16 protein-coding genes are annotated in these 18,598 nt (G+C 62.8%); 3 read left to right on the forward strand and 13 right to left on the reverse strand.

Annotation, left to right across the window (positions count from 1 at the left end; all coding sequences use genetic code 11):
- The first annotated feature begins 73 nt into the window (after nucleotides 1–73).
- The 3 genes from LPW11_RS03630 to mtaB all read left to right on the forward strand — a co-directional run bounded on the left by LPW11_RS03630 (nucleotide 74) and on the right by mtaB (nucleotide 3,694).
- Nucleotides 74–1,318: a glycosyltransferase gene (locus LPW11_RS03630; protein WP_230996770.1), complete on the forward strand. Its 1,245-nt coding sequence runs from the start codon at nucleotides 74–76 to the stop codon at nucleotides 1,316–1,318.
- Between the two features lie 88 nt (nucleotides 1,319–1,406).
- Entirely contained in the window at nucleotides 1,407–2,123 is a 717-nt protein-coding gene (cysE, locus tag LPW11_RS03635; RefSeq protein ID WP_230996771.1) for a serine O-acetyltransferase, read from the forward strand.
- 269 nt (nucleotides 2,124–2,392) lie between these two features.
- Nucleotides 2,393–3,694, forward strand: coding sequence for a tRNA (N(6)-L-threonylcarbamoyladenosine(37)-C(2))-methylthiotransferase MtaB (gene mtaB / locus LPW11_RS03640; RefSeq protein ID WP_230996772.1), 1,302 nt, complete (start codon nucleotides 2,393–2,395; stop codon nucleotides 3,692–3,694).
- Nucleotides 3,695–3,934: 240 nt separating this feature from the next.
- On the opposite strand, the gene LPW11_RS03645 is transcribed toward mtaB, so the two are convergent.
- The 13 genes from LPW11_RS03645 to LPW11_RS03705 all read right to left on the reverse strand — a co-directional run bounded on the left by LPW11_RS03645 (nucleotide 3,935) and on the right by LPW11_RS03705 (nucleotide 18,570).
- The gene (locus LPW11_RS03645) at nucleotides 3,935–5,152 is read right to left on the reverse strand and encodes a sensor histidine kinase (protein ID WP_230996773.1); all 1,218 of its coding nucleotides are present in this window, start codon (nucleotides 5,150–5,152) and stop codon (nucleotides 3,935–3,937) included.
- Nucleotides 5,149–5,565 carry a response regulator gene (locus LPW11_RS03650; protein WP_230996774.1) on the reverse strand — a complete coding sequence of 139 codons (417 nt, stop codon included), beginning with the start codon at nucleotides 5,563–5,565 and terminating at the stop codon, nucleotides 5,149–5,151. The genes LPW11_RS03645 and LPW11_RS03650 overlap by 4 nt, the downstream gene beginning before the upstream one ends.
- A 244-nt stretch (nucleotides 5,566–5,809) precedes the next feature.
- The gene (locus LPW11_RS03655) at nucleotides 5,810–7,633 is read right to left on the reverse strand and encodes a sensor histidine kinase (RefSeq protein ID WP_230996775.1); all 1,824 of its coding nucleotides are present in this window, start codon (nucleotides 7,631–7,633) and stop codon (nucleotides 5,810–5,812) included.
- Between the two features lie 378 nt (nucleotides 7,634–8,011).
- Nucleotides 8,012–9,271 (reverse strand): DUF6178 family protein, encoded by a 1,260-nt coding sequence (locus tag LPW11_RS03660; RefSeq protein WP_230996776.1) that lies wholly within the window; start codon nucleotides 9,269–9,271, stop codon nucleotides 8,012–8,014.
- Between the two features lie 28 nt (nucleotides 9,272–9,299).
- The gene (locus tag LPW11_RS03665; RefSeq protein ID WP_230996777.1) at nucleotides 9,300–9,581 is read right to left on the reverse strand and encodes a YcgN family cysteine cluster protein; all 282 of its coding nucleotides are present in this window, start codon (nucleotides 9,579–9,581) and stop codon (nucleotides 9,300–9,302) included.
- A 62-nt stretch (nucleotides 9,582–9,643) separates the two neighbouring features.
- Complete coding sequence (locus tag LPW11_RS03670; protein WP_230996778.1) at nucleotides 9,644–10,417, reverse strand: hypothetical protein; 774 nt, start codon at nucleotides 10,415–10,417, stop codon at nucleotides 9,644–9,646.
- Between the two features lie 117 nt (nucleotides 10,418–10,534).
- Nucleotides 10,535–11,395: an ExeA family protein gene (locus LPW11_RS03675; protein WP_230996779.1), complete on the reverse strand. Its 861-nt coding sequence runs from the start codon at nucleotides 11,393–11,395 to the stop codon at nucleotides 10,535–10,537.
- Between the two features lie 154 nt (nucleotides 11,396–11,549).
- Nucleotides 11,550–13,187, reverse strand: coding sequence for a capsule assembly Wzi family protein (locus LPW11_RS03680; RefSeq protein ID WP_230996780.1), 1,638 nt, complete (start codon nucleotides 13,185–13,187; stop codon nucleotides 11,550–11,552).
- A 63-nt stretch (nucleotides 13,188–13,250) separates the two neighbouring features.
- Entirely contained in the window at nucleotides 13,251–15,200 is a 1,950-nt protein-coding gene (locus LPW11_RS03685) for a polysaccharide biosynthesis protein (RefSeq protein WP_230996781.1), read from the reverse strand.
- Nucleotides 15,201–15,475: 275 nt separating this feature from the next.
- Complete coding sequence (locus LPW11_RS03690; protein ID WP_230996782.1) at nucleotides 15,476–16,036, reverse strand: sugar transferase; 561 nt, start codon at nucleotides 16,034–16,036, stop codon at nucleotides 15,476–15,478.
- Nucleotides 16,033–17,085, reverse strand: a complete 1,053-nt coding sequence (locus tag LPW11_RS03695) for an NAD-dependent epimerase/dehydratase family protein (protein ID WP_230996783.1) — start codon at nucleotides 17,083–17,085, stop codon at nucleotides 16,033–16,035. Before LPW11_RS03695 ends, LPW11_RS03690 begins: the two co-directional genes overlap by 4 nt.
- Nucleotides 17,082–17,855: a glycosyltransferase family 2 protein gene (locus LPW11_RS03700; protein WP_230996784.1), complete on the reverse strand. Its 774-nt coding sequence runs from the start codon at nucleotides 17,853–17,855 to the stop codon at nucleotides 17,082–17,084. Before LPW11_RS03700 ends, LPW11_RS03695 begins: the two co-directional genes overlap by 4 nt.
- Nucleotides 17,848–18,570 carry a glycosyltransferase family 2 protein gene (locus tag LPW11_RS03705; RefSeq protein ID WP_230996785.1) on the reverse strand — a complete coding sequence of 241 codons (723 nt, stop codon included), beginning with the start codon at nucleotides 18,568–18,570 and terminating at the stop codon, nucleotides 17,848–17,850. The genes LPW11_RS03700 and LPW11_RS03705 overlap by 8 nt, the downstream gene beginning before the upstream one ends.
- Nucleotides 18,571–18,598 lie beyond the last annotated feature (28 nt).

Genomic DNA, 18,598 nt, shown 5'->3' on the forward strand with positions numbered 1-18,598 from the left:
TCCGCCGCCGGGAGACGTCGGAACGCCCTCTCTTTCAACGGGAGGGCCAGGGTGGGGATGTGGTTCTACGGCGGTGGCAGCTCTCCACCGCTACCAGCAAACGCGCGGCATCCGTGGCGTCTGGCGCATCGAAGGATACGACAGGGGCGGCTTCGACGGCTGCGTCGTCATCCCCGCGCTGGCGGAATCGGAGCGCCTCTTTGCCACGCTCCATTCCCTGGCCCTGAACCCGGCACCGCTACTGGAACGTTTCCTCGTCGTCGTGGTGGTGAACCATCGGGAGGATGCGGCAGCGGAGCAAAAGGAAGACAACCGGCACACCCTGCAGCGCCTGCGAGACGGCTTCCCCCCTTTGAACCTCGCCCTTGTCGATGCGGCAGGGGATGGGCTGGAGCTCCCGGCGAAGACGGGGGGAGTCGGGCTGGCGCGAAAGATCGGCATGGACCTCGCCCTATCCCGCCTCACCGAAAACGCCATCATCGCCTGCCTCGATGCCGACACCACCGTTGAGCAGAGTTATCTCCCCGCCATTCTTACCCATTTCGCCGACCACAGCGCCGCCGGTGGCGCGGTCCTCCCCTTCCGGCACCAGAAGGGGGAAAGTCTCCGGGAGGAGCGGGCGATAACCCTCTACGAGCTCTTCCTGCGCCACTACGTACTCGGCCTGACCTTTGCCGGGTCGCCGTACGCCTTCCACACCGTCGGGAGCGCCATGGCCTGCACCGTCCCCTCATACATCAAAATGGGAGGGATGAACAGCCGCAGCGCCGCCGAGGACTTCTACTTCCTCCAGCACCTGCAAAAGACCGCCGGGGTGAGCCGGCTGCGCGGCAGCACGGTGCACCCGGCGGCGCGCAGCTCGCACCGAGTTCCCTTCGGGACAGGTAAGAGTGTGTCGCAGATCGTCCACCACGGTGAAGGGTGGCAGACCTTCTACAGCGTCGACTGCTTCCTCATTCTCAAGGAGTGGCTCCACCTGGTGCAGGAACAAACCGGTCTTTCCGGCCGAGAGCTCCTCTGTTGCAGCAGGAGGATTAGCCGCCACCTCACGGCTCACCTGGAGGAGCTTCACTTCGAGGAAGTGTGGGAGCGGCTCTCCCGCAACGCCCACGACACTAACTCTCTGCTGCGCGCCTTTCACTGCTGGTTTGACGGGCTAAAGACCGTCCGGCTTGTCCATCGGCTCTGCCACCGTTTCCCACGACAAGCTGCGGCGCAGGCCGTTCCCGACCTCCTTGCCGTGGCAGGATTTCCGGCCGTCGGGGACGAAGAGGCGCAGCTCGACCTGTTGAGGGATCTGCAGAACGGCACGGACTGACATAGTAATTGACGTATCAGGCGGCGATATGCTACGACAATTGCTGGCGTGTAGCAGATGCAGCAAACGCATTAATGGGAGGTTTCGGATGTTTGCACGATTGAAATCGGACATAAGGGCAGTCTTTGACAGGGATCCCGCGGCACGCAGCGTGCTCGAGGTCATCTTCTGTTACCCGGGACTCCACGCCGTCTGGTTTCACCGCATCTCGAACTGGTTGTGGAAGAGGGAGTTTTTCTTTCTCGGCCGCTTCGTTTCCCACCTGGCGCGCTTTCTTACCGGCATCGAAATCCATCCCGGTGCCACCATCGGAAAAGGGTTCTTCATCGACCACGGCATGGGAGTCGTCATCGGGGAGACTGCCGAGATCGGTGACAACGTCACCCTGTACCACGGCGTAACGCTCGGGGGGGTAAGCTGGGAGAAGGTGAAGCGCCACCCGACGCTGGAGGACAACGTCGTGGTCGGTTCCGGCGCGAAGGTGCTGGGTCCCTTCACGGTCGGCAAAGACAGCAAGGTCGGATCAAACGCCGTAGTGGTGAAAGAGGTCCCGCCCAATTCCACCGTCGTCGGCATCCCCGGGCGCGTGGTGATGGCGACCGAAAGGCCGCAGGAGCGGATGGACCTGGAGCACGGCAGGATGCCGGACCCGGAGGCAAAGGCGATCTCCTGCCTCTTCGACCAGCTCAGGGAACTGGAACGTAAATACAGCATCCTCGCGGCTGAACATGAGGAACTCAAGAAGCGCGTAGACCAGGAACTTCCGGCCGAACTCCGCAGCAAGAAGAGCGCTGGAATCGCCTGATCCGAATAGTAACCGGAATGGAACGCGGATGACGCGGATTGAGCGGGAACGGTGGATGCTGAAAGATCCGCCGGCGCCGCCAACACATGTGTCATCCGTGTTTTCGTTTTCACTTCGGCGTGCCGAAGTGTGAATAAAACACCACGATAGTTGTTCTACCGTCACTTCGGCATGCCGAAGTGAAGAAGTCTCAGCCCCGCGGTCCGCCTTTTCTGCTTTTCCGCCAACCGTATCATCCGCTTATATATTCCCACCGAACGAGCGAAGCCATGAAGAAAGTAGCCATCACCACACTCGGTTGCAAGACGAACCAGTTCGAGTCAGCGGCCATGACCGAAGCGTTGCAGAAGGACGGCTTCTGCATCGTCCCCTTCACCGACCCCGCCGACATCTACATCATCAACAGCTGCAGCGTGACGGCAAAGACCGATGCGGAGTCGCGCCGCCTGATCAGGAAGGGGATGAAGCAGAACCCCTCCGCCCGGATCGTGGTCACCGGCTGTTACGCTCAGCTCTCCGCCGCGGAGATTCTTGATCTCGGCGTGCACCTGGTGATCGGCAACAGCGAGAAGCGGGACCTGGTGAGGATCCTTCGGGAGGCGGACGGGGAGCCGCGGGCGCTGGTGGGGGATATCTCCGAGCAGCAGTCCGAAGACGGGCTGGCACTGGAGACATTCGCGGAGCATACCCGCGCCTTTCTCCAGGTGCAGAACGGATGCAATGCCAGTTGTGCCTACTGCATCGTGCCGAAGGCGCGCGGGAGGAGCAGGAGTGTCGCACCGGAGCGGGTCCTGGAAGGGGTGGCGGCATTCGCTGCCAAGGGATTCAGGGAGGTCGTTCTCTCGGGGATCCACCTCGGCGCCTACGGGCTCGATCTCTCTCCCGCGACCGATCTCCTGGCACTCCTGAAGGAGATCGAGAAGCAGGGGGTGATCGGGCGTCTGAGGATCGGATCGGTGGAGCCGACGGAGATGACGCCGGAACTTATCTCCTTTGTAACTGCGTCTCCTATCGTGTGCCAGCATCTGCATATCCCGCTGCAAAGCGGCAGCGATGCCGTTCTGGAGCGGATGAACCGCGGCTACGAGAAGGCGCTCTTTCGCGAGGTGACGGAGTCACTGGCGCAGAGCTCCCCCGATATCTGCATCGGGGCCGACGTCATCGCAGGCTTTCCGGGCGAGAGTGATGAGGAGTTCGAGGAAGGGTACACCTTTCTGGAGTCGCTCCCGCTCGCGTACCTGCACGTATTCCCCTTCTCATCCCGCCCCGGCACGCCTGCTGCGACCATGAAACCCCAGGTACCGGCTGCAACGATCAAGGAGCGTGCGCTCCGCCTGCGGCAGCTCTCGGACAGGAAGAAGGAGTCGTACTACCGGTCTTTTCTGGGGCGGACAGTGCAGGTACTGATTCAGAAGGAACAAAAAGGGGTGAGGGGGCTATCGAGAAACTACATCCCCGTGCAGATCGAAGGGGTCGAGCCCCCGCAAAACAGCGAGGTGAGTGTGCTTGTCACCAGGGTGCAGGGGGATCATCTCGTGGGGAAGGTCGTGACTGTGTCACTTCATGCCTGACGCTCCTGGCAGCCCGGGAGGAGCGGGACTCGCGGCCAAAAGGTTGATCCGGGGATTCCACAGGAAGCGTGGGGACATTGCCACGAAGCACTGCAGAAGCCTAACGTTCCCCCCTTCGCAAAGGGGGGGACGCAAGGCCTCGTGCGACCCTTCAGTGGAACACACTACGGCTTCCCCGGAATACTCCGATGAGCCTAAAGGGGGGGGACGTAACAACCTCTTGGTCCTTCGCAGGCGGGACTACAGCGTGAAGTAGAAGGTGGCGCCCTTGTCGGGCTCGGCTTCCACCCAGATGGTGCCGCCGTGGCGGTTGATGATGCGGCGCACCGTTGCGAGCCCTATGCCGTTGCCGGAGAATTCCTCCTTGCTGTGCAGCCTCTGGAAGGGGGCGAAGAGCTTGTCGGCGTAGGTCATTTCAAACCCGGCGCCGTTGTCGCGCACGATGAAGGTCGGGCGCCCTTCCCTCTCGGTGACGGTGAATTCTATGGTGGCGTCGCTGCGCTTCGAGGTGAACTTCCAGGCGTTTGACAGGAGATTCTCCATAACCACCCTCACCAGCCTGGCATCCGCCCAGGCGATGACCCCCTCACGGATACGCAGGTTCACCTTCCGCCCCGGGTGCGCCTTTGCGAGATCGGCACAGATCTCCCGCACCATGGCCGTCAGATCAAGGTCCTCCCGCACGATCTGCCCCCGCGAGAAGCGGGAAAGATCGAGCATGGCGTCGATCATCTCGCACATGCGCCGGCTCGACTTCCTGATCCGCTCCAGATACTCCACTCCCGTCGCGTCCAGCTTTCCTTCGTAGTCTTCCAGAAGCGCCTGGCTGAAGCCGTCCATGTGCCTGAGCGGTGCACGCAGGTCGTGGGAGACGGAGTAGCTGAACATCTCCAGTTCCCGGTTTGCCGCCTCCAGCTGCGCCGTACGCTCGCGTACCCGCTGCTCCAGTTCGGCATTCAGCCTCAGGATATTCTCGTTCGCCTCGGAAAGCTCCTTCACCTTCTCCTCCAACTTGGTAGCCACGACCTGACTATAGTTCCTGAAAAATTCCTTCTCGTTCTTCCGTTCGTCACCATTGCCGCGCCCGGCATTCTCCAGCGCCAGAACCTTCCCGACCTCCTCCCACAGCTCGTCGGGGCCCTTGGGCTTTCGGATGAACGCCTTCGCGCCGAGGCTGAGGGCGAGTTCCTCTTCCTTGTTCCCGGTGTACACGGCTGAGTAGAAGAGGAACGGAATCCCCCTCAGTTCCTCGATCCCCTTCAGCTCATGGAGGAACTGGAAGCCGTCCATGATCGGCATCAGCGCATCGGAGATGATGAGGTCTGGCTTCTCCGCCAAGGCCAGCTCCAGCCCCTGCCGGCCGTTTGCCGCCTCCAGGACCTGATACCCGTGCCACTCGAAGTTGTAGCGGATGATCTTCCTGTCGCTGCGGGAATCGTCGACCACGAGGACTTTCATGGCTTTCTCCTCATACCGCAGCCATTTTTACCAGACCGCTCCCTGAAAAAGGGTTCTGTGACGCTGTGGATGCTCTCCACCACCGTCAGGGGGTCGATCGGCTTCTCGAAATATCCGGTGCACCCCGCGGCCATGATCGCTTCGCGGTCACCCACCATGGCGTACGAGGTAATGGCGATGATAGGGATGTCGTCCCCCACCTCCGAGGCGCGGATGCGCCGCGTCGCCTCGATGCCGTCGATGCCGGGGAGGTTGATGTCCATGACGATGAAGTACGGGCGCTCGCTCACCGCGAGTGTCACCCCTTCCTCGCCGCTGGCAGCACTTACCACCTCATACCCTCCTCTCGTGAGCGCGTAGGTGATCAGCCTGAGGTTATCCCTGTTGTCTTCCACAACCAGCACCTTTTTCATGGCGTTTCGCCTCCAGTGCTGCATCCGCCCCCTCGGCACCGCGTCACCTGCGATATGCTTCAGCCGAAAGAACGTCCCCTCCCCCCTTGCGGGGAAGGGCCAGGGTGGGGGGGAAGGGGGCACTATTCCAGCCGGTGGCAGCTCCACCCACCCCCTGCCCCCCTCCCGTCAAGGGAGGGGCACCTCAAGCCGAAATGGTTTTTTAATCTGCGGCAATCTGCGTAATCTGCGGAGAACGCGCTTCTCACGACGCGAGAGCGGCAGGGAGCGTCATCACGAAGCGGCTCCCTTCGCCATACACGCTGTGCGCGGTGATCGTCCCCCCGAGTACCTCCTCCAGCAGCTTCCGCGTCAGGTAGAGGCCGAGCCCGGTGCCGAGGACGCTGCTCCTGAGGGGGGAGTCCATCCGTGCAAAGGGGTTGAAGAGCCTGCCCATCTCCTCTTCCTTGATACCTACACCGGAGTCCTCCACCACGATCTCCACGCTCTCCGGCGCCGACGGAGTCGCCGGTATCAGCCGGGCCGTCACTTCTATCGCGCCGTGCTCCGTGTACTTCGCCGAGTTCCCCATCACGTTGATGAGGCACTGCAAAACCCTGCGCCGGTCGGTCACCATCGGGTGGTGCAGGTTGTTCACCTTGAGCGATAACCCCCGCTCCCTGATCTCCTGATCAAGGAGAGCCGCAACCTCCTCGATCACCTCGTACAGGTCGAAGTTGTCCACGTTGCGCTCAACCTGTCCCGCCTCGACCTTGGAGACGTCTATGACGTCGTTTACCAGAGCCAGAAGGTGCTTCCCCGAGCGAAGCACCGTCTCCAGATTTTCACGCTGCTCGGCGTTGAGAGGCCCCACCCATTCGTTGAGAAGGATGCTGGAGAAACCGATCACCGAATTGAGCGGCGTGCGCAACTCGTGGCTCATGGAGGCAATGAACATGGATTTGAGCTGGTCCACGTCCTTCAGCCTGACGTTCGCCTCCACGATCTCGGAGCTTTTGCGGTTCAGGTCGTCCACCAGGTTGAGGAGCGCAAGCCTGCTCATCTTCAACTCTTCGTTTCGCGCCTTCAGCTCCTGTTGCGCCTGCTTCAGCTCCCTCGCCGGAAAAATGGTCGCCCGCGTCTCCACGAGCTCACCGGCGGCGTTTCGTATGGCAACGGCGTTCAGGAAGACCGGAAAGGTCCCCCCCCCCTTCCGCACCAGCTCGAAATCTCCCCCCCACAGCGCCCCTCCCTTCTTGAAATCGGGCAGGTTCTTGCGCCAGGTGCGCAGCGCCTCAGGGGTCAAAAGGTCTGTGAACCTTCTCCCCCCCAAAAGTTCCTCGCGCCGGTAGCCGAGCCAGTTGAGCTCCGTGTCGTTCACCTCGATGAAAAAGCCGTTCGGGTCGAGGATGTGAAAGCCGCACGGCGCGTGCTGGTACAGGGAGCGGGCCTGGTCGGCCCTGCCGCTCCAGCTCTCCCCCTCTTCTTTCTTCAGGTCCCGCTTCAGCTGCTCGTTCAGAAGTCGCAGCTCGGAGATGCTCCGCTCCAGCGCAGCATTCTTCTCGGCGAGCTCCCTGGTACGCTCGGCAATCACGCTCTCCTCCTCTTCCTGCAGGACTGCACAGGAGAGGACAAGACCTACGACGTCGCAGATGGTCGGCAGCTGGTCGCACAGAAAGCGCCCCCGCCTGTGCCCGGAAAGCCCCAGGATGAGGATCGCCCCGATGGTGCGCTCGCCGTGGCGCAGCGGGAAGGCGGCGCAGGAGGGGGCGGCACCACCTGCTGCATTTTCCGCCTCCCCCTCCTGCGCAGAAAGAGATCCGCAAGAGCAGGTATGCCGGATCAAATCGATTATCTGCTGCGAGTCGAGGAGAGGACCGTCCCCCTCCCCTGCCACAGCGAGGAGGTCAACGGTGCCGTCGAGGCAGCGCCCGACGGCGACAGCAGCGGCTCCGCTGACAGAGCGGACTTCCTGGGCGAGGTAGTCGACAAGCGCCGCAGGATGCTCGGCACGCCGCAGCACACCCTGCACGATCGCTTTGCTGCGCCTCGCGAGAGCAGATCCCTTTGCCGCGCTCTCTTGTGCCATTGCGGCCCCCTCGCACTGCACGCTCCGGTACACCCTTCGCCACCACCAAAGGTCGCGGTGTCGTGGCGACCATGCCGGTACAACTCCGTTAAAGGGGCGAAATGAGAGGATGATGAGGCGTCAGCACCATCAACGATCATACCAAGCGCAAAATCAGTTTGCAAGGCGCCCCTCAGATGATGAGGGCGGATGTAAAGGGTTAATGAAAGATCCGCTTTATTTGTGCCATTTTTTCGTTGAAGACGCAAACAGAAACGGTGCTACAGGGCAGAAAAAGGAAGAGAAAATTAAAATCGTAGCAAAAATGGGGAAAGTGGCGAGGAGAGGAGGTTGTGCCGGCGACGCAGCCGCCGGCACAGGATGGAGTTCAAAGGTGGATCACCCCTGCAGGTTTTTCAGGAAGGCGACCGCTGCGCGCAGGTCGTTCAGGTCGCGGAATTCGCGGTAACCGTCTACGCCGTCCGGATCGAATCCGCGGTAGTAGCGCGGTCTCTTGCCGCGCAGCCCGGCGATGGCCTTCCCGGAGGGGTAGTCGGTGCTCTCCACCTGATCCGCTCGGAACTTGAGCTCGAGGACCAGGCTGTAACCGAGTTGGAAGAGCCTCTTCAGCCGCTCCGTAGAGAGGACGCGCACGGCCTCCCCCTCGTCCCCGCCACTTACCTGCTCAAGGGCGATGTTGAGGTACCCTGCGACCCGTTCCATTACGGAGGTGGCGCTCTCAATGTCGGCAAGGGCGGTCCCCTCCGCGACGAGGGCGCTGTTTACCAGGTAGTTGAACTCCTGCAGGAGAGCCTCCGATCCGGCGCGGGACAGAGCACGGTACAGGAGGGTGTCGTGCCCCAAGGAGACGGGAACGAGCGCAGTCGACTCCGTCACGGAAAGCTCCTCCTTGTCGCCGAAAAGGCGGAAGGAGGCGGGATCGACGCGGGAGTAGATGGAGAGAGCCTCCTCCAGCGGAGGGAAACCCAAGTCGTGCAGGCGCCCGTCGCGGAAGCGGCGCGATTCCTCCTCGAGCTCCACGTCGAGGGACCCTTTCACCTCTTCCATCAGCGAAACGTACAGTGGGCGGTCCACCTTGATGAGAAGGGACAGGAAGGCTCCGACGACCTGGCTGTGCTGCTGATTCTTGAAGGTGAGATAGAAGACATCGTCGAAGGTGAAGTCGTGATCAACCAGCCGCTCCTCGTCGTGCGCCAGGTCGCCGATGCCGCCGTGCACCACCAGTTCGCGGCTCAGGAAAAGGAGGAGAAACTCGAAGTCGAGGTGCTTGAGGAGTTCGTGAAAGCGCGCCTCCCCCCCCTCGACGAAATAGGTCAGCCACTTGTGCGCCCTGTCGTCGGAAAAGTTGTACCCGTCCCACAGCTCCATATCGAGCATGAAGACGCACTGGGGCCCCGAAGCGAGCTCGATGAGCTCGAGAGCGTCCTCCTCCCCCACCCCCTTTATCAGCCGGTACAGCTCCTGGGGCTGCATCGCGGCGGTAAGACGCCTTGCATCGGGGTCGGTGAGGATCACATCCATCTTCCTCTTCCCCGTGAGATCCCGCAGGCGAGCCTGTTTCTCCGCGAAGGGGAGACCGGCGATATCGCGGTCGCCGTTCTTGACCAGGTGAAGCTTCTTTTTTTCTGCTTTTACCAAAGGTGTACTCCTGTCTCGTGAGGCGCTTTCACTTCTCAGCCTGCTTCCTCAGCGCCTTTTTGTACCCGCAGCTGCGGTGCAGCCACTTCAGCTCCTTTACCAGTTCCGGGGTGAGTTGCACGCATTCCGGATTGACCTTGAAGCGCTTCTTGTAGATCTTGCACTTTCTCGTTTCTATATCGAGATAGCGGCACGGGGTGGAGGTGAAGAGTATCCTGCCATCCTCGTCCTCAAGTTTCTCGAAACAGCACAAGCCGCACTGCTCGCAGATCCCTTCCCATTCCGTCATGTCAACTTCTTCCAGCGACATCGCTTTCCTCTATCTTAGCTCCTCGCCTGGCTAAAGGGGCGGGAGCGTCTTTCAAATGTTCCCTACTGTCCTGCTCCGAGCGGCACCTCGAAGGTGGCACCACCACTTCCCACAAAGCGCACCTTGTCCTGCAGGATCTCTTTCACGCGGGCGCCTTCAACCGTCTCCCCCTCGTAGACCTGCCGGCCGTTTATCATGGCGACGCTGTTGCCGGCATCCTTTTGCCAGGCTATACCGGTGACCCGGATTTCGTGGGAGGGTGCGGGCTGGGGGGCAGAAACCGCCGCGGCCGCGGGCGCCGGAGAGGGGTGCGCTGTCGCCGAAAGTCCGACCTTCGCCGCCGGGTGCTGCTGCTTCCTTGCCGCCGTCTCCTGCACGGCACGATGCGGCGGGAGTGCCACGGCACTCTTCTTTACCACAACCGTGGGGAGCGCAACCTGAACTGCCGCAGGAGCCTCCGCCGCAGCCTGCGCCGCGGGGCTCGCCGGGGAGGGAGACGTCACCTTCGGCTTCGGGGCCGGCTTTCCCTCTTCCTGCACCGCCGGAGTGGAAATGACCTCCACCGGGAGGGGAGCCGGTTCCGGAACCGGGGCTGCAAGCGGCGCGGGCGCCACCGGTGCCTGCGCTACGCCCTGCGGCGCCGTATTCTTCGCCGAAAACCCGCCCATCGCCGCAAAGGTTATCAGCGCCGCGGCAGCGGCTCCGGCAACGACGCAGGCCGGGACCACCCAGGGTCGACGCTGTTCCCGCTCCTTCTGGAAACGACCAAGCGGCCCCTCGTGGCGGGCGTTTCGCTCCTGCTCAACCTTTTCCAGCGCTTTCAGTATAGAGCTCATAAATTTGTACCCGTACGATGGAATTGTGTATCCGGAGTTGAAACAGAGGGGAGCGCGTGGGGCTCCCGCTTCGCAATGAAGCGCACCCGCTCCAGGTGCCCGAGCGGGGCGCGCCGCTTACCTGAAGAGCCTGGAAAAGAAGGCGCGGATGCGGCGCCCTCGCGGAGCGCCGGACCCTTTCACCTCGGCGAGGGCCTGCTGCGCCATGGAGCCTGAGATGCTCTTGCACTCCATGGTGTATGCGATGAGGAGGGCCCGGTCGCAGGCGACGTTGACGAGCCTCGGCACCCCCCCTGAGAAGCGGTAGATCGCCTTCAGCGCGGCACCGGAGAAGTCGGCGGCGCGAAAGCGCCCGGCCAGCTCCATGCGGTGCTCGATGTAGCGCCTGGTGCTTTCAAAGCTCATGGGGCGCAGGTGGTAGCGGACGGTGATGCGCTGGTTCAGCTGCCGAAGTTCATCGCGGGAGAGGAGGGAGAGGAGCTCCGGCTGCCCCGAAAGGACGATCTGGATCAGCTTGTCCGTCTCCGTCTCCAGGTTGGAGATGAGCCGGATCTGCTCCAGGACCTCCGGGGAGAGGTTCTGCGCCTCGTCCATCACCAGTACGACGTTGCGTCCGCCCTTTTTCTGCTCGAGGAGGAACTGGTTCAGGAGCTGCAGGAGGTGCATGCGGCTCCCCTCTTCCCAGGGGAGGCCGAACTCGCGGTTTATGTTCTGCAGGAGCTCAAGAGAGGTGAGGCAGGGGTTGAATATGAGCGCGGTGCAGTGCCCCCGGCCATCCAGGCGCCCCAGAAAGCTTCGCAGCAGCGTCGTTTTGCCGGTGCCGACCTCACCGGTGAGCTCTATGAACCCTGCGTGATTCTCCACCGCATAGACGAGGTGCGCCAGCGCCTCCCTGTGCTGCGAGCTCATGAACAGGAAGCGAGGGTTCGGCGTCAGATTGAATGGGCTTTCCCGAAAGCCGAAAAAGTTGCAGTACATGACGTACGGTCCTCGCTGAAGGGTCTAGAGAGCGAAGTACTATAGCGCGAAACTCTTTAGAAGGAAAGGGATAAGGAGGAGGTGAAGCACGCCGGGAAGAGGGGGCGAACCCGGTTTCTCTCCTCATTCACCGCCTCCCGCAGCGCACGAGACCTCAGTACCGGTAGGTGACATCGAGACGCAGCAGCTGGTTTGTGGCGCTCGCGCCCTCCACGAGGTTCTTGTTGTCGACCCTCTCCCAGCCGTACATGAGGGTGGCGTCCCACTCCCCGTAAACCGGGAGCCGCCAAAAGGCACGCAGCGCGAACTTCTTCTCCAGCGCCTGCATCGTGCCGTTCGGGTCGTACGCGCCCTCCGCATTCACCGGTATCCGCCCGTAGTCGCCGCGGGTGGTGTAGATCCCCTCCAGCGCCAGCGTGTTGCGCACCGAGAACCAGTGGGTGTAGCGCAACAGGTAATCGGTGGTCGATCCCCCCTGCGAGTGCCCGAGCGGGTAGTTCTCGTACAGGTACCCCCTGGGGAAAAGTCCGTTCGTATAGAGGATCTCGTGGCCGAGGAAATACTCGAAGCGCAGGTCGTCCCGCCCTTCCCACCCCAGGCGCGGCACCAGTATCCCCGCCACGTAGCTCGTCGCCTGCGTCCAGTAGTCGCTGCGGTCCTCGCCGTTGAACTCACCGTAGAGCTCCGTATTCCACAGCCACGGGAGCCGCACCCTCAGCTCGGCGCCCGCCAGCGTATTGGAGTTGTCGTCGCTCACCGCCCCCACGAGCCCGCGCAGCGTCGAGCTCATGCTGTTGTTCAGCCCCGTCCCCGGCCCACCCACCTGGCGTCCCAGGTTCACCCCCCATTCGATGTTCGTCGTCGGCTTCATCGAGAGCTTTATGGCGTAGAAGTAGGGGTGCCGCTCGTTCCCGTAGGTGACCGTCTTGTCCAGCTGGGAGAAGAGCACGGCGTACTTGAAGTCCCAGAACCAGCGCAGGTCCACCGGCTCCGGGCTGGAGATCTTCACGCCGGTCAGGTTTTCCGCGTTGTTGGTGAGGATGATATTGCCCCGGTAGCCGAGCCCCAGCCAGTTGGAGTCGCGCCCCGCCTCCAGCTCCAGCCCCCCCCCGCCGAGCTTCAGGTACCCCTTGTTGAGGCGCAGCTCCGTGTCGTCCCGGGAGGCGACCAGGACGGGCTCCACCAGCGCGGATCCCCAGTTCGACAGGTACGCCTCGCTGCTGAAGCGCCCCTCCATACTCGACCCGGAGCCGTAGCTGATCCCCTCGTTGTTCTCCAGGAGCGGGGTCCCCTCCGTGCCGTGCATCTGGAAGACCCGGAACTCCGGGAAGTCGCGCCGGTGCTGCGGCAGGGGGAAGATCCAGTCCCCTCCGGCATCGTGCACCGGCCGCTCGTAGCTGCGGGGGGCACCGTGCAGGTAGACGTAGCGCAGCCGCGCGTTCGACAGCGGGTTGAAGTCGAAAGGGGGTGCGGCGCCGGGATCGGGGCGCAGCGAAACCTCGCGCGGCAAAAGCTCCTTCAGCCTCTGCACGAGCTCGGAGGCGAAGGGTGGGTAGCTTCCGGAGACGATTTTTTGCTGCGCCTCGGCCAGAAGCCGCGCGGCCTCGCTCCTGCTGAAAGGGCGGATCCCCTTGAAGTCCCCGGTCACGAGGCCAAAGGCGGAGAGCTTTTCCAGGTAGAGATAGATCGGGCTGTCCAGCGGGATGTTGGGAGAAGAAAGGGCAGAGGCGCGCGCAGGGGCGGGACGGAGGAAAAGGAGTGCTGCGAGAAGAACAAAAAGGAGACGCTTCATAACAGGGTACATCCCATTGCAGGCGCTAAAGGGGTGAAGCTGAAACACGCGGTACTGCGAGAATCAGGCGGCGCTCCCTTGCTGCTTGTTTGTGGCCACGCGAAGATTCCGCACCAGGGCGATCTTTTGCGGCGGGAAGAGATCGGGACGCACCCACTGAAAAACGGGGGGTGGAGCGATCTCGAAATGGTAGCGGGGGGCGAACTCCGGAACGATTGCCTTCAGCGTGTCGATAAGGTCGGCGAGCTTGTGGCGCCGCGCCAGGTTGAACAGCTCCTCAAGGGTCCCGGTAACGGTCGCGAGGTCCGTCTCCACAGGGGCCATGACCCGGATCTTTTTGTGAGTGGTAGGCTGGATCCCCTCTCCGTCTATGAGGAGCTCCTCAAAGAGCTTCTCGCCGGGCTTCAACCCCGTGAACTTTATGTCGATGTCCTTGTACGGCACGAGCCCCGAAAGGCGGATCAGCTCCTCGGCCAGGGAGAGGATGCGCACCGGCTCCCCCATGTCCAGGACGAATATCTCGCCGCCGCGGCCGATGCACCCGGCCTGGAGCACGAGCTGGGAGGCCTCAGGGATGGTCATGAAGTAGCGCACCACGTCCCTGTCGGTGACGGTCACCGGCCCGCCGCGCCTGATCTGCTCCTTGAAGAGCGGGATGACGCTGCCGTTGCTCCCGAGGACGTTGCCGAAGCGTACCGTGGTGAAGCAGGTCTTGCTGGTGGCGGCAAGCGCCTGCACGTAGATCTCCGCGCTCCTCTTGCTCGCCCCCATGACGTTCGTGGGGTTCACCGCCTTGTCGGTGGAGACCATGACAAAATTCTGCACCCCGTGCCGGTGCGCCGCGTCCGCGACGACCTTCGTCCCCTGCACGTTGTTCAGTATCGCCTCCGCCGGGTTGTACTCCGTCATCGCCACGTGCTTGTAGGCGGCGGCGTGGAAGACGACTTCGGGGTCGAAGTCGGAGAAGATTGCCTCCACCCGCTCCTGGTTCTTCACATCGCCGAGCATCGGGATGACGCGCAAATCCGGAAAGGAGGCGGAGAGTTCCTTCTCCACGTAGAAGAGGGGGGTCTCGGCGTTGTCCAGGAGAATGATCTTCGACGGGGAGAAGTGAGCCACCTGCCTGCATATCTCGCTTCCGATGCTCCCGGCGGCGCCCGTCACCAGCACCCTCTTTTGCGTCAGATAATTCCCGATCGCCGTCTGGTCCAGGACCACCGGATCGCGCCCGAGGAGATCCTCGATCTCCACGTCCTTTATCTGCGTCACCGAAACCTTTCCGACGGTGAGGGCGGTCACGCTCGGGAGCGTCTTGCAGCGCACTTTGGCGCGCTCGCAGGCACCGAGCACCTTGCGCATCAGCGCCGCGTCCCCTGAGGGGATGGCAAAGATAACCTCCTCGATGTTGTGCAGCCTGATGAGAGCGCGCAGCCGGTTCGTTCCGCCGAGGACGCGCACTCCCGACAGGCGCAGCCCCTTCTTCTCCGGGTCGTCGTCCACAAAGCCGAGGACGTTGTACTGTGGGTTCCCCTGCTTGCGCATCTCGCGCAACAGAAGGCTTCCGGTGTAGCCGGCGCCGACGATGAGGGTTCTCTTCCCCTTCCTCAGGGTCGGCATGACGCGCATCTCGCGATACAGGCGCCAGATGAGGCGGCTGGCGGCGACCATGGCAAAGAGGAAGAAATAGTCGAGGATGTACACCGAGCGGGGGAGCGCGAAGGGCCCCTTCAGGAAGACGATGAGTATTGCGGAAAAGAGGGAGGAGAAGGTGACGACCTTAAAGATCTCGTAGGCATCCTGCAGCGAGGCGTAGCGCCAGATGTTGCGGTACATGCCTGAGGCGGTAAAGAGCGCGGGTTTCGCAACGAGAACGACGGCGAGCCCCTGGAAGAAGACTTCCCACTGCTGGGGAGGGACCTGGAAGTCGTAGCGAAGGAGAAAAGCGAAAGTCAGTGCGGCGGCGGCCAGAGAAACGTCCAGGAAGAATACGAGTATCCGTTTGGCGTGAAACATATCCCCCCCGCATCACATTGAATTCGGCAGTTCCTAATGCGAGAAAAGCGACTTATTAACAGAGCCTCACTATAACATTCACAGATGAAAAAGCAAACGGTGAAGCTAAATTATTGTCCCATCTCATAGGGGTTACCCCCGCTACCCCCTCTGACATTGCTGTCCCGGACTCTGTCTTTCCCATTGTCTCAAGGGTAGTTACACATCAGCATCTGCGACCTCGTAACAGGCACGGGGAGGCAGAAGTGAGTATAGGACAAGAAAATTGCATCAAATCAATGTTGCACTCCATCGCTTTTGGCCACTTTCAGCAGTGTCAGGCACAGGATGCGCAGGTCGAGATAGAGGGAACGGTTTTTCAGGTAGTAATGGTCGTAATCGACCTTCACCGGGATCGGCAGATCATCCCTGCCGTTTACCTGGGCCCACCCCGTGAGCCCGGGGGTGAGGTCGTCGATCCCCCTCGCCGTGCGCAGCGCGATGAGGTCCTCCTGGTTGAAGAGCGCGGGGCGCGGCCCCACGAGGCTCATCTCCCCCCTGATGATGCTGTACAGCTGCGGCAGCTCGTCGAGGCTCGACTTGCGCAGGAGCTTTCCCACCGGGGTCAGGAAGCGGCCGGGATCGCCGAGGAGATGGGTGGCAACGGGGGGCGTGTCGACCCGCATGGTGCGAAACTTCGGCATCATGAAGATGCCGTTTTTCTTCCCCACCCGCGCCGACCAGTAAAGAACTGGCCCCGGCGAGGTCAGCCGCACCAGAAGCGCCACGAGGAGCATGGGGACCGCGCACACGACAAGGAGGAGAAGGGCTGCAACGAGATCGAGGGTACGCTTCATGACGTCCTCCGGGCGTGGCCCAGGTACCACGCGGCGGTCTCCCGCACCCCCTCCTCCATCGTGCAGGGGGGGCACCAGCCGAGATCGCTCCGTATGGCGGAGCTGTCGACCGTGAGAGAGTCGACGAGCCCGGCTACGGCGCTCCCCTTGCCGAGGATTTCTCCGGTGACCCGCAGGAGCGGCACCGGGACAGGGAAGATGCGCGGGGAGGTGCGCAGCGCCGCAGCAAGCGTTTGTACCAGCGCCACCGTGGAGGTCGCGTCGTCGTCGCTCACGAGGTACGTCTTCCCGGCGGCGGCAGGGTGCTCCGCGCAGAGGGCGAGGGCGGCGACCAGGTTCTGCAGGTACAGGAAGCTCCTCTCATTGCGCACTGCTCCCAGCGGGAGGGGCACCTTCCGGTGCACCAGGTCGAGAAGGGTGCGGAAATTCCCCGGCGCCGCGGGACCGTACACCAGAGGAGCGCGCACGATCACGGTCTCCATCGCCACCTCCCGGGAGAGGCGGCGCAGCTCCTCCTCGGCCTCCCACTTGGAGAGGGAGTAGTCGTTGTGCGGGGACGCGGGGTCGTTCTCCCTGAAGGGCGCGCCGGGGAGGGTGCGGTTGCCGTGCACCCCGATGGTGCTGAGAAAGATGAAACGCCGCACACCTGCGGCCGCCGCCTCACGGGCGAGCCGCGCCGTCCCCTCCACGTTCGCCTTGCGAAACTCGGAGAGGGGGTCGGAGGAGTCTTCCCGCAGCACGTGCACACGGGCCGCCAGGTGGACGACCGTCTGCACCCCCTTAACGGCATCCCCCCACTCCGTATCCCCACCCAGCAGCCCCACCGTCACTGTCTCGGCCCCCCCCGGAGGCACGGGTGTTTCCGGGTTTCGGGCCAAAAGCAGATCCCCCCTGTCCCCCCTTTGCAGAGGGGGGAACGTAGAGGGTCGCGTATCCCTTTCCGGGCGCTCCCGCACCGCTCCCCGCACCGTCCAGCCATCCTGCACCAGCCGCTCGCACAGGGCGCTCCCTACGAAGCCGTTTGCCCCGGTGACGAGGGCCCGCCTCACAGCACCGTCTCCGGGCGCTGCACGTACTGGAGGAACTTCTGCCACACCTTGTGGACCATGAAGAACGGTGAGAGGCGCAGCCCGTTCTTGCGCGCGGCCCCCCAGATCTCCAGGTTCTGCTTCACCATGTTCCTGATGCTCCTGTTGGTGGTCCCCCCCATGCGCATCTTCACAGTCACCCCGGGCACGTAGCGGGCGTGGATCTCCTTTTTGGCCAGGAGGCGCATCAGGAGCTCGGCATCGGCGGCTATCTTGTAGTCGAGATCGAAGAGCCCGAAGCGGTCGTAGACCCCGCGGCGGGCAAAGAAGGTCGGGTGCGCCGGCATCCACCCCTTTTCGATGAGGCCGCTTCTGTACTGCCGCGACTTCCAGTAGCGCACCACGCGCTCCGGTCTTTCTCGGTCCACGTAGACGAGGTCGGTGTAGCACGCCTCGACGGAGGGATCGGCGAAGACCCCGGCGATCTTGCGCAGCACTCCGCTGCCGGCGTACAGGTCGTCGGCGTTGAGGATCCCAATGATGTCGCCGCCGGCCAGCCGGATCCCCTTGTTCATGGCATCGTAGATGCCGCTGTCCGGCTCGCTGACGTAGGTGTCTATCCCCTCCGCGAAGGAGGCAAGGACCTCCTTGGTGCCATCGGTGGAGTTCCCGTCGATGACGATGTACTGCACCGGATAGTCCTGGGAAAGGACGCTGCGCACGGAGGCCTCGACCGTTTCCCTCGCGTTTCTGACGACGGTGATGATGGAGATGGACGGTTTCTCACTCATGGCTTCGAACCCTTCCTACGAGCGCGCATATGAGACGGTATCTGAAGCGGATCTTTTGCAGCACGGTGTACGAGCTCTTTTCCCCGGTGGGGGAGGCGTTCGCCCCGTGCCTCCGGTAGCAGACCAGAGGGTTGCGGAGAAAGTGCGTCCTCCCCGCCATCTCGGCGACGATCCCGAGCCACATGTCGTGCATCGGGATCGTCTCCGGGAAGGGGAGCGCCATATCGAGGACCGAACGCCGGAAGGCCATGCAGCACCCGAGGTAGCCATTTTTCAACACGTTCTTGACGACACCGGGGCCGGAGCCCCTCATGGCGAAGAAGGAAGGGGCGATCTCCCTCCCGTTCTCGTCGATGAGGTTGCAGTCGCTCACCACGAGATTGAAGCGTTCCAGCAGCGGCATGAGAGCCGCCACTTTTCCCGGGTGCCACAGGTCGTCCTGGTCGGCGAGAAAGATCCGCTCGCCGCGGGCGGCACCGAGCGCGTTTTCGAAGTTGCGCACCGGGCTGCGGAAGGACCCGTTGAGGAGGACGATGCGCGGGTCTGCCATGCTGCGAACCAGTGCGACGGTGCTGTCGGTGGAGGAGTCGTCGGAGACGATGACCTCGTCGTGCGGGCCTAGCTGCGGCAGTATGGAGTCCAGTTGCTGGCGCACGAACCGCTCCCCGTTGCAGGTCGCCATGCACACCGAGATAGCGGGCGCCTCCCCGGGCACGGCACCCCCTCTTCCGGCCTCCCCCCCT

The organism is Geomonas sp. RF6, from assembly GCF_021044625.1.
Lineage (GTDB): Bacteria > Desulfobacterota > Desulfuromonadia > Geobacterales > Geobacteraceae > RF6.

Coding starts and splice junctions, on each gene's coding strand:
- LPW11_RS03655 (WP_230996775.1), bottom strand. CDS start 7,633: ATGGCACAAGAGAGCGCGGCAAAGGGATCTGCTCTCGCGAGGCGCAGC.
- LPW11_RS03675 (WP_230996779.1), bottom strand. CDS start 11,395: ATGTACTGCAACTTTTTCGGCTTTCGGGAAAGCCCATTCAATCTGACG.
- LPW11_RS03680 (WP_230996780.1), bottom strand. CDS start 13,187: ATGAAGCGTCTCCTTTTTGTTCTTCTCGCAGCACTCCTTTTCCTCCGT.
- LPW11_RS03685 (WP_230996781.1), bottom strand. CDS start 15,200: ATGTTTCACGCCAAACGGATACTCGTATTCTTCCTGGACGTTTCTCTG.
- LPW11_RS03645 (WP_230996773.1), bottom strand. CDS start 5,152: ATGAAAGTCCTCGTGGTCGACGATTCCCGCAGCGACAGGAAGATCATC.
- LPW11_RS03700 (WP_230996784.1), bottom strand. CDS start 17,855: ATGAGTGAGAAACCGTCCATCTCCATCATCACCGTCGTCAGAAACGCG.
- LPW11_RS03665 (WP_230996777.1), bottom strand. CDS start 9,581: ATGTCGCTGGAAGAAGTTGACATGACGGAATGGGAAGGGATCTGCGAG.
- cysE (WP_230996771.1), top strand. CDS start 1,407: ATGTTTGCACGATTGAAATCGGACATAAGGGCAGTCTTTGACAGGGAT.
- mtaB (WP_230996772.1), top strand. CDS start 2,393: ATGAAGAAAGTAGCCATCACCACACTCGGTTGCAAGACGAACCAGTTC.
- LPW11_RS03650 (WP_230996774.1), bottom strand. CDS start 5,565: ATGAAAAAGGTGCTGGTTGTGGAAGACAACAGGGATAACCTCAGGCTG.
- LPW11_RS03690 (WP_230996782.1), bottom strand. CDS start 16,036: ATGAAGCGTACCCTCGATCTCGTTGCAGCCCTTCTCCTCCTTGTCGTG.
- LPW11_RS03670 (WP_230996778.1), bottom strand. CDS start 10,417: ATGAGCTCTATACTGAAAGCGCTGGAAAAGGTTGAGCAGGAGCGAAAC.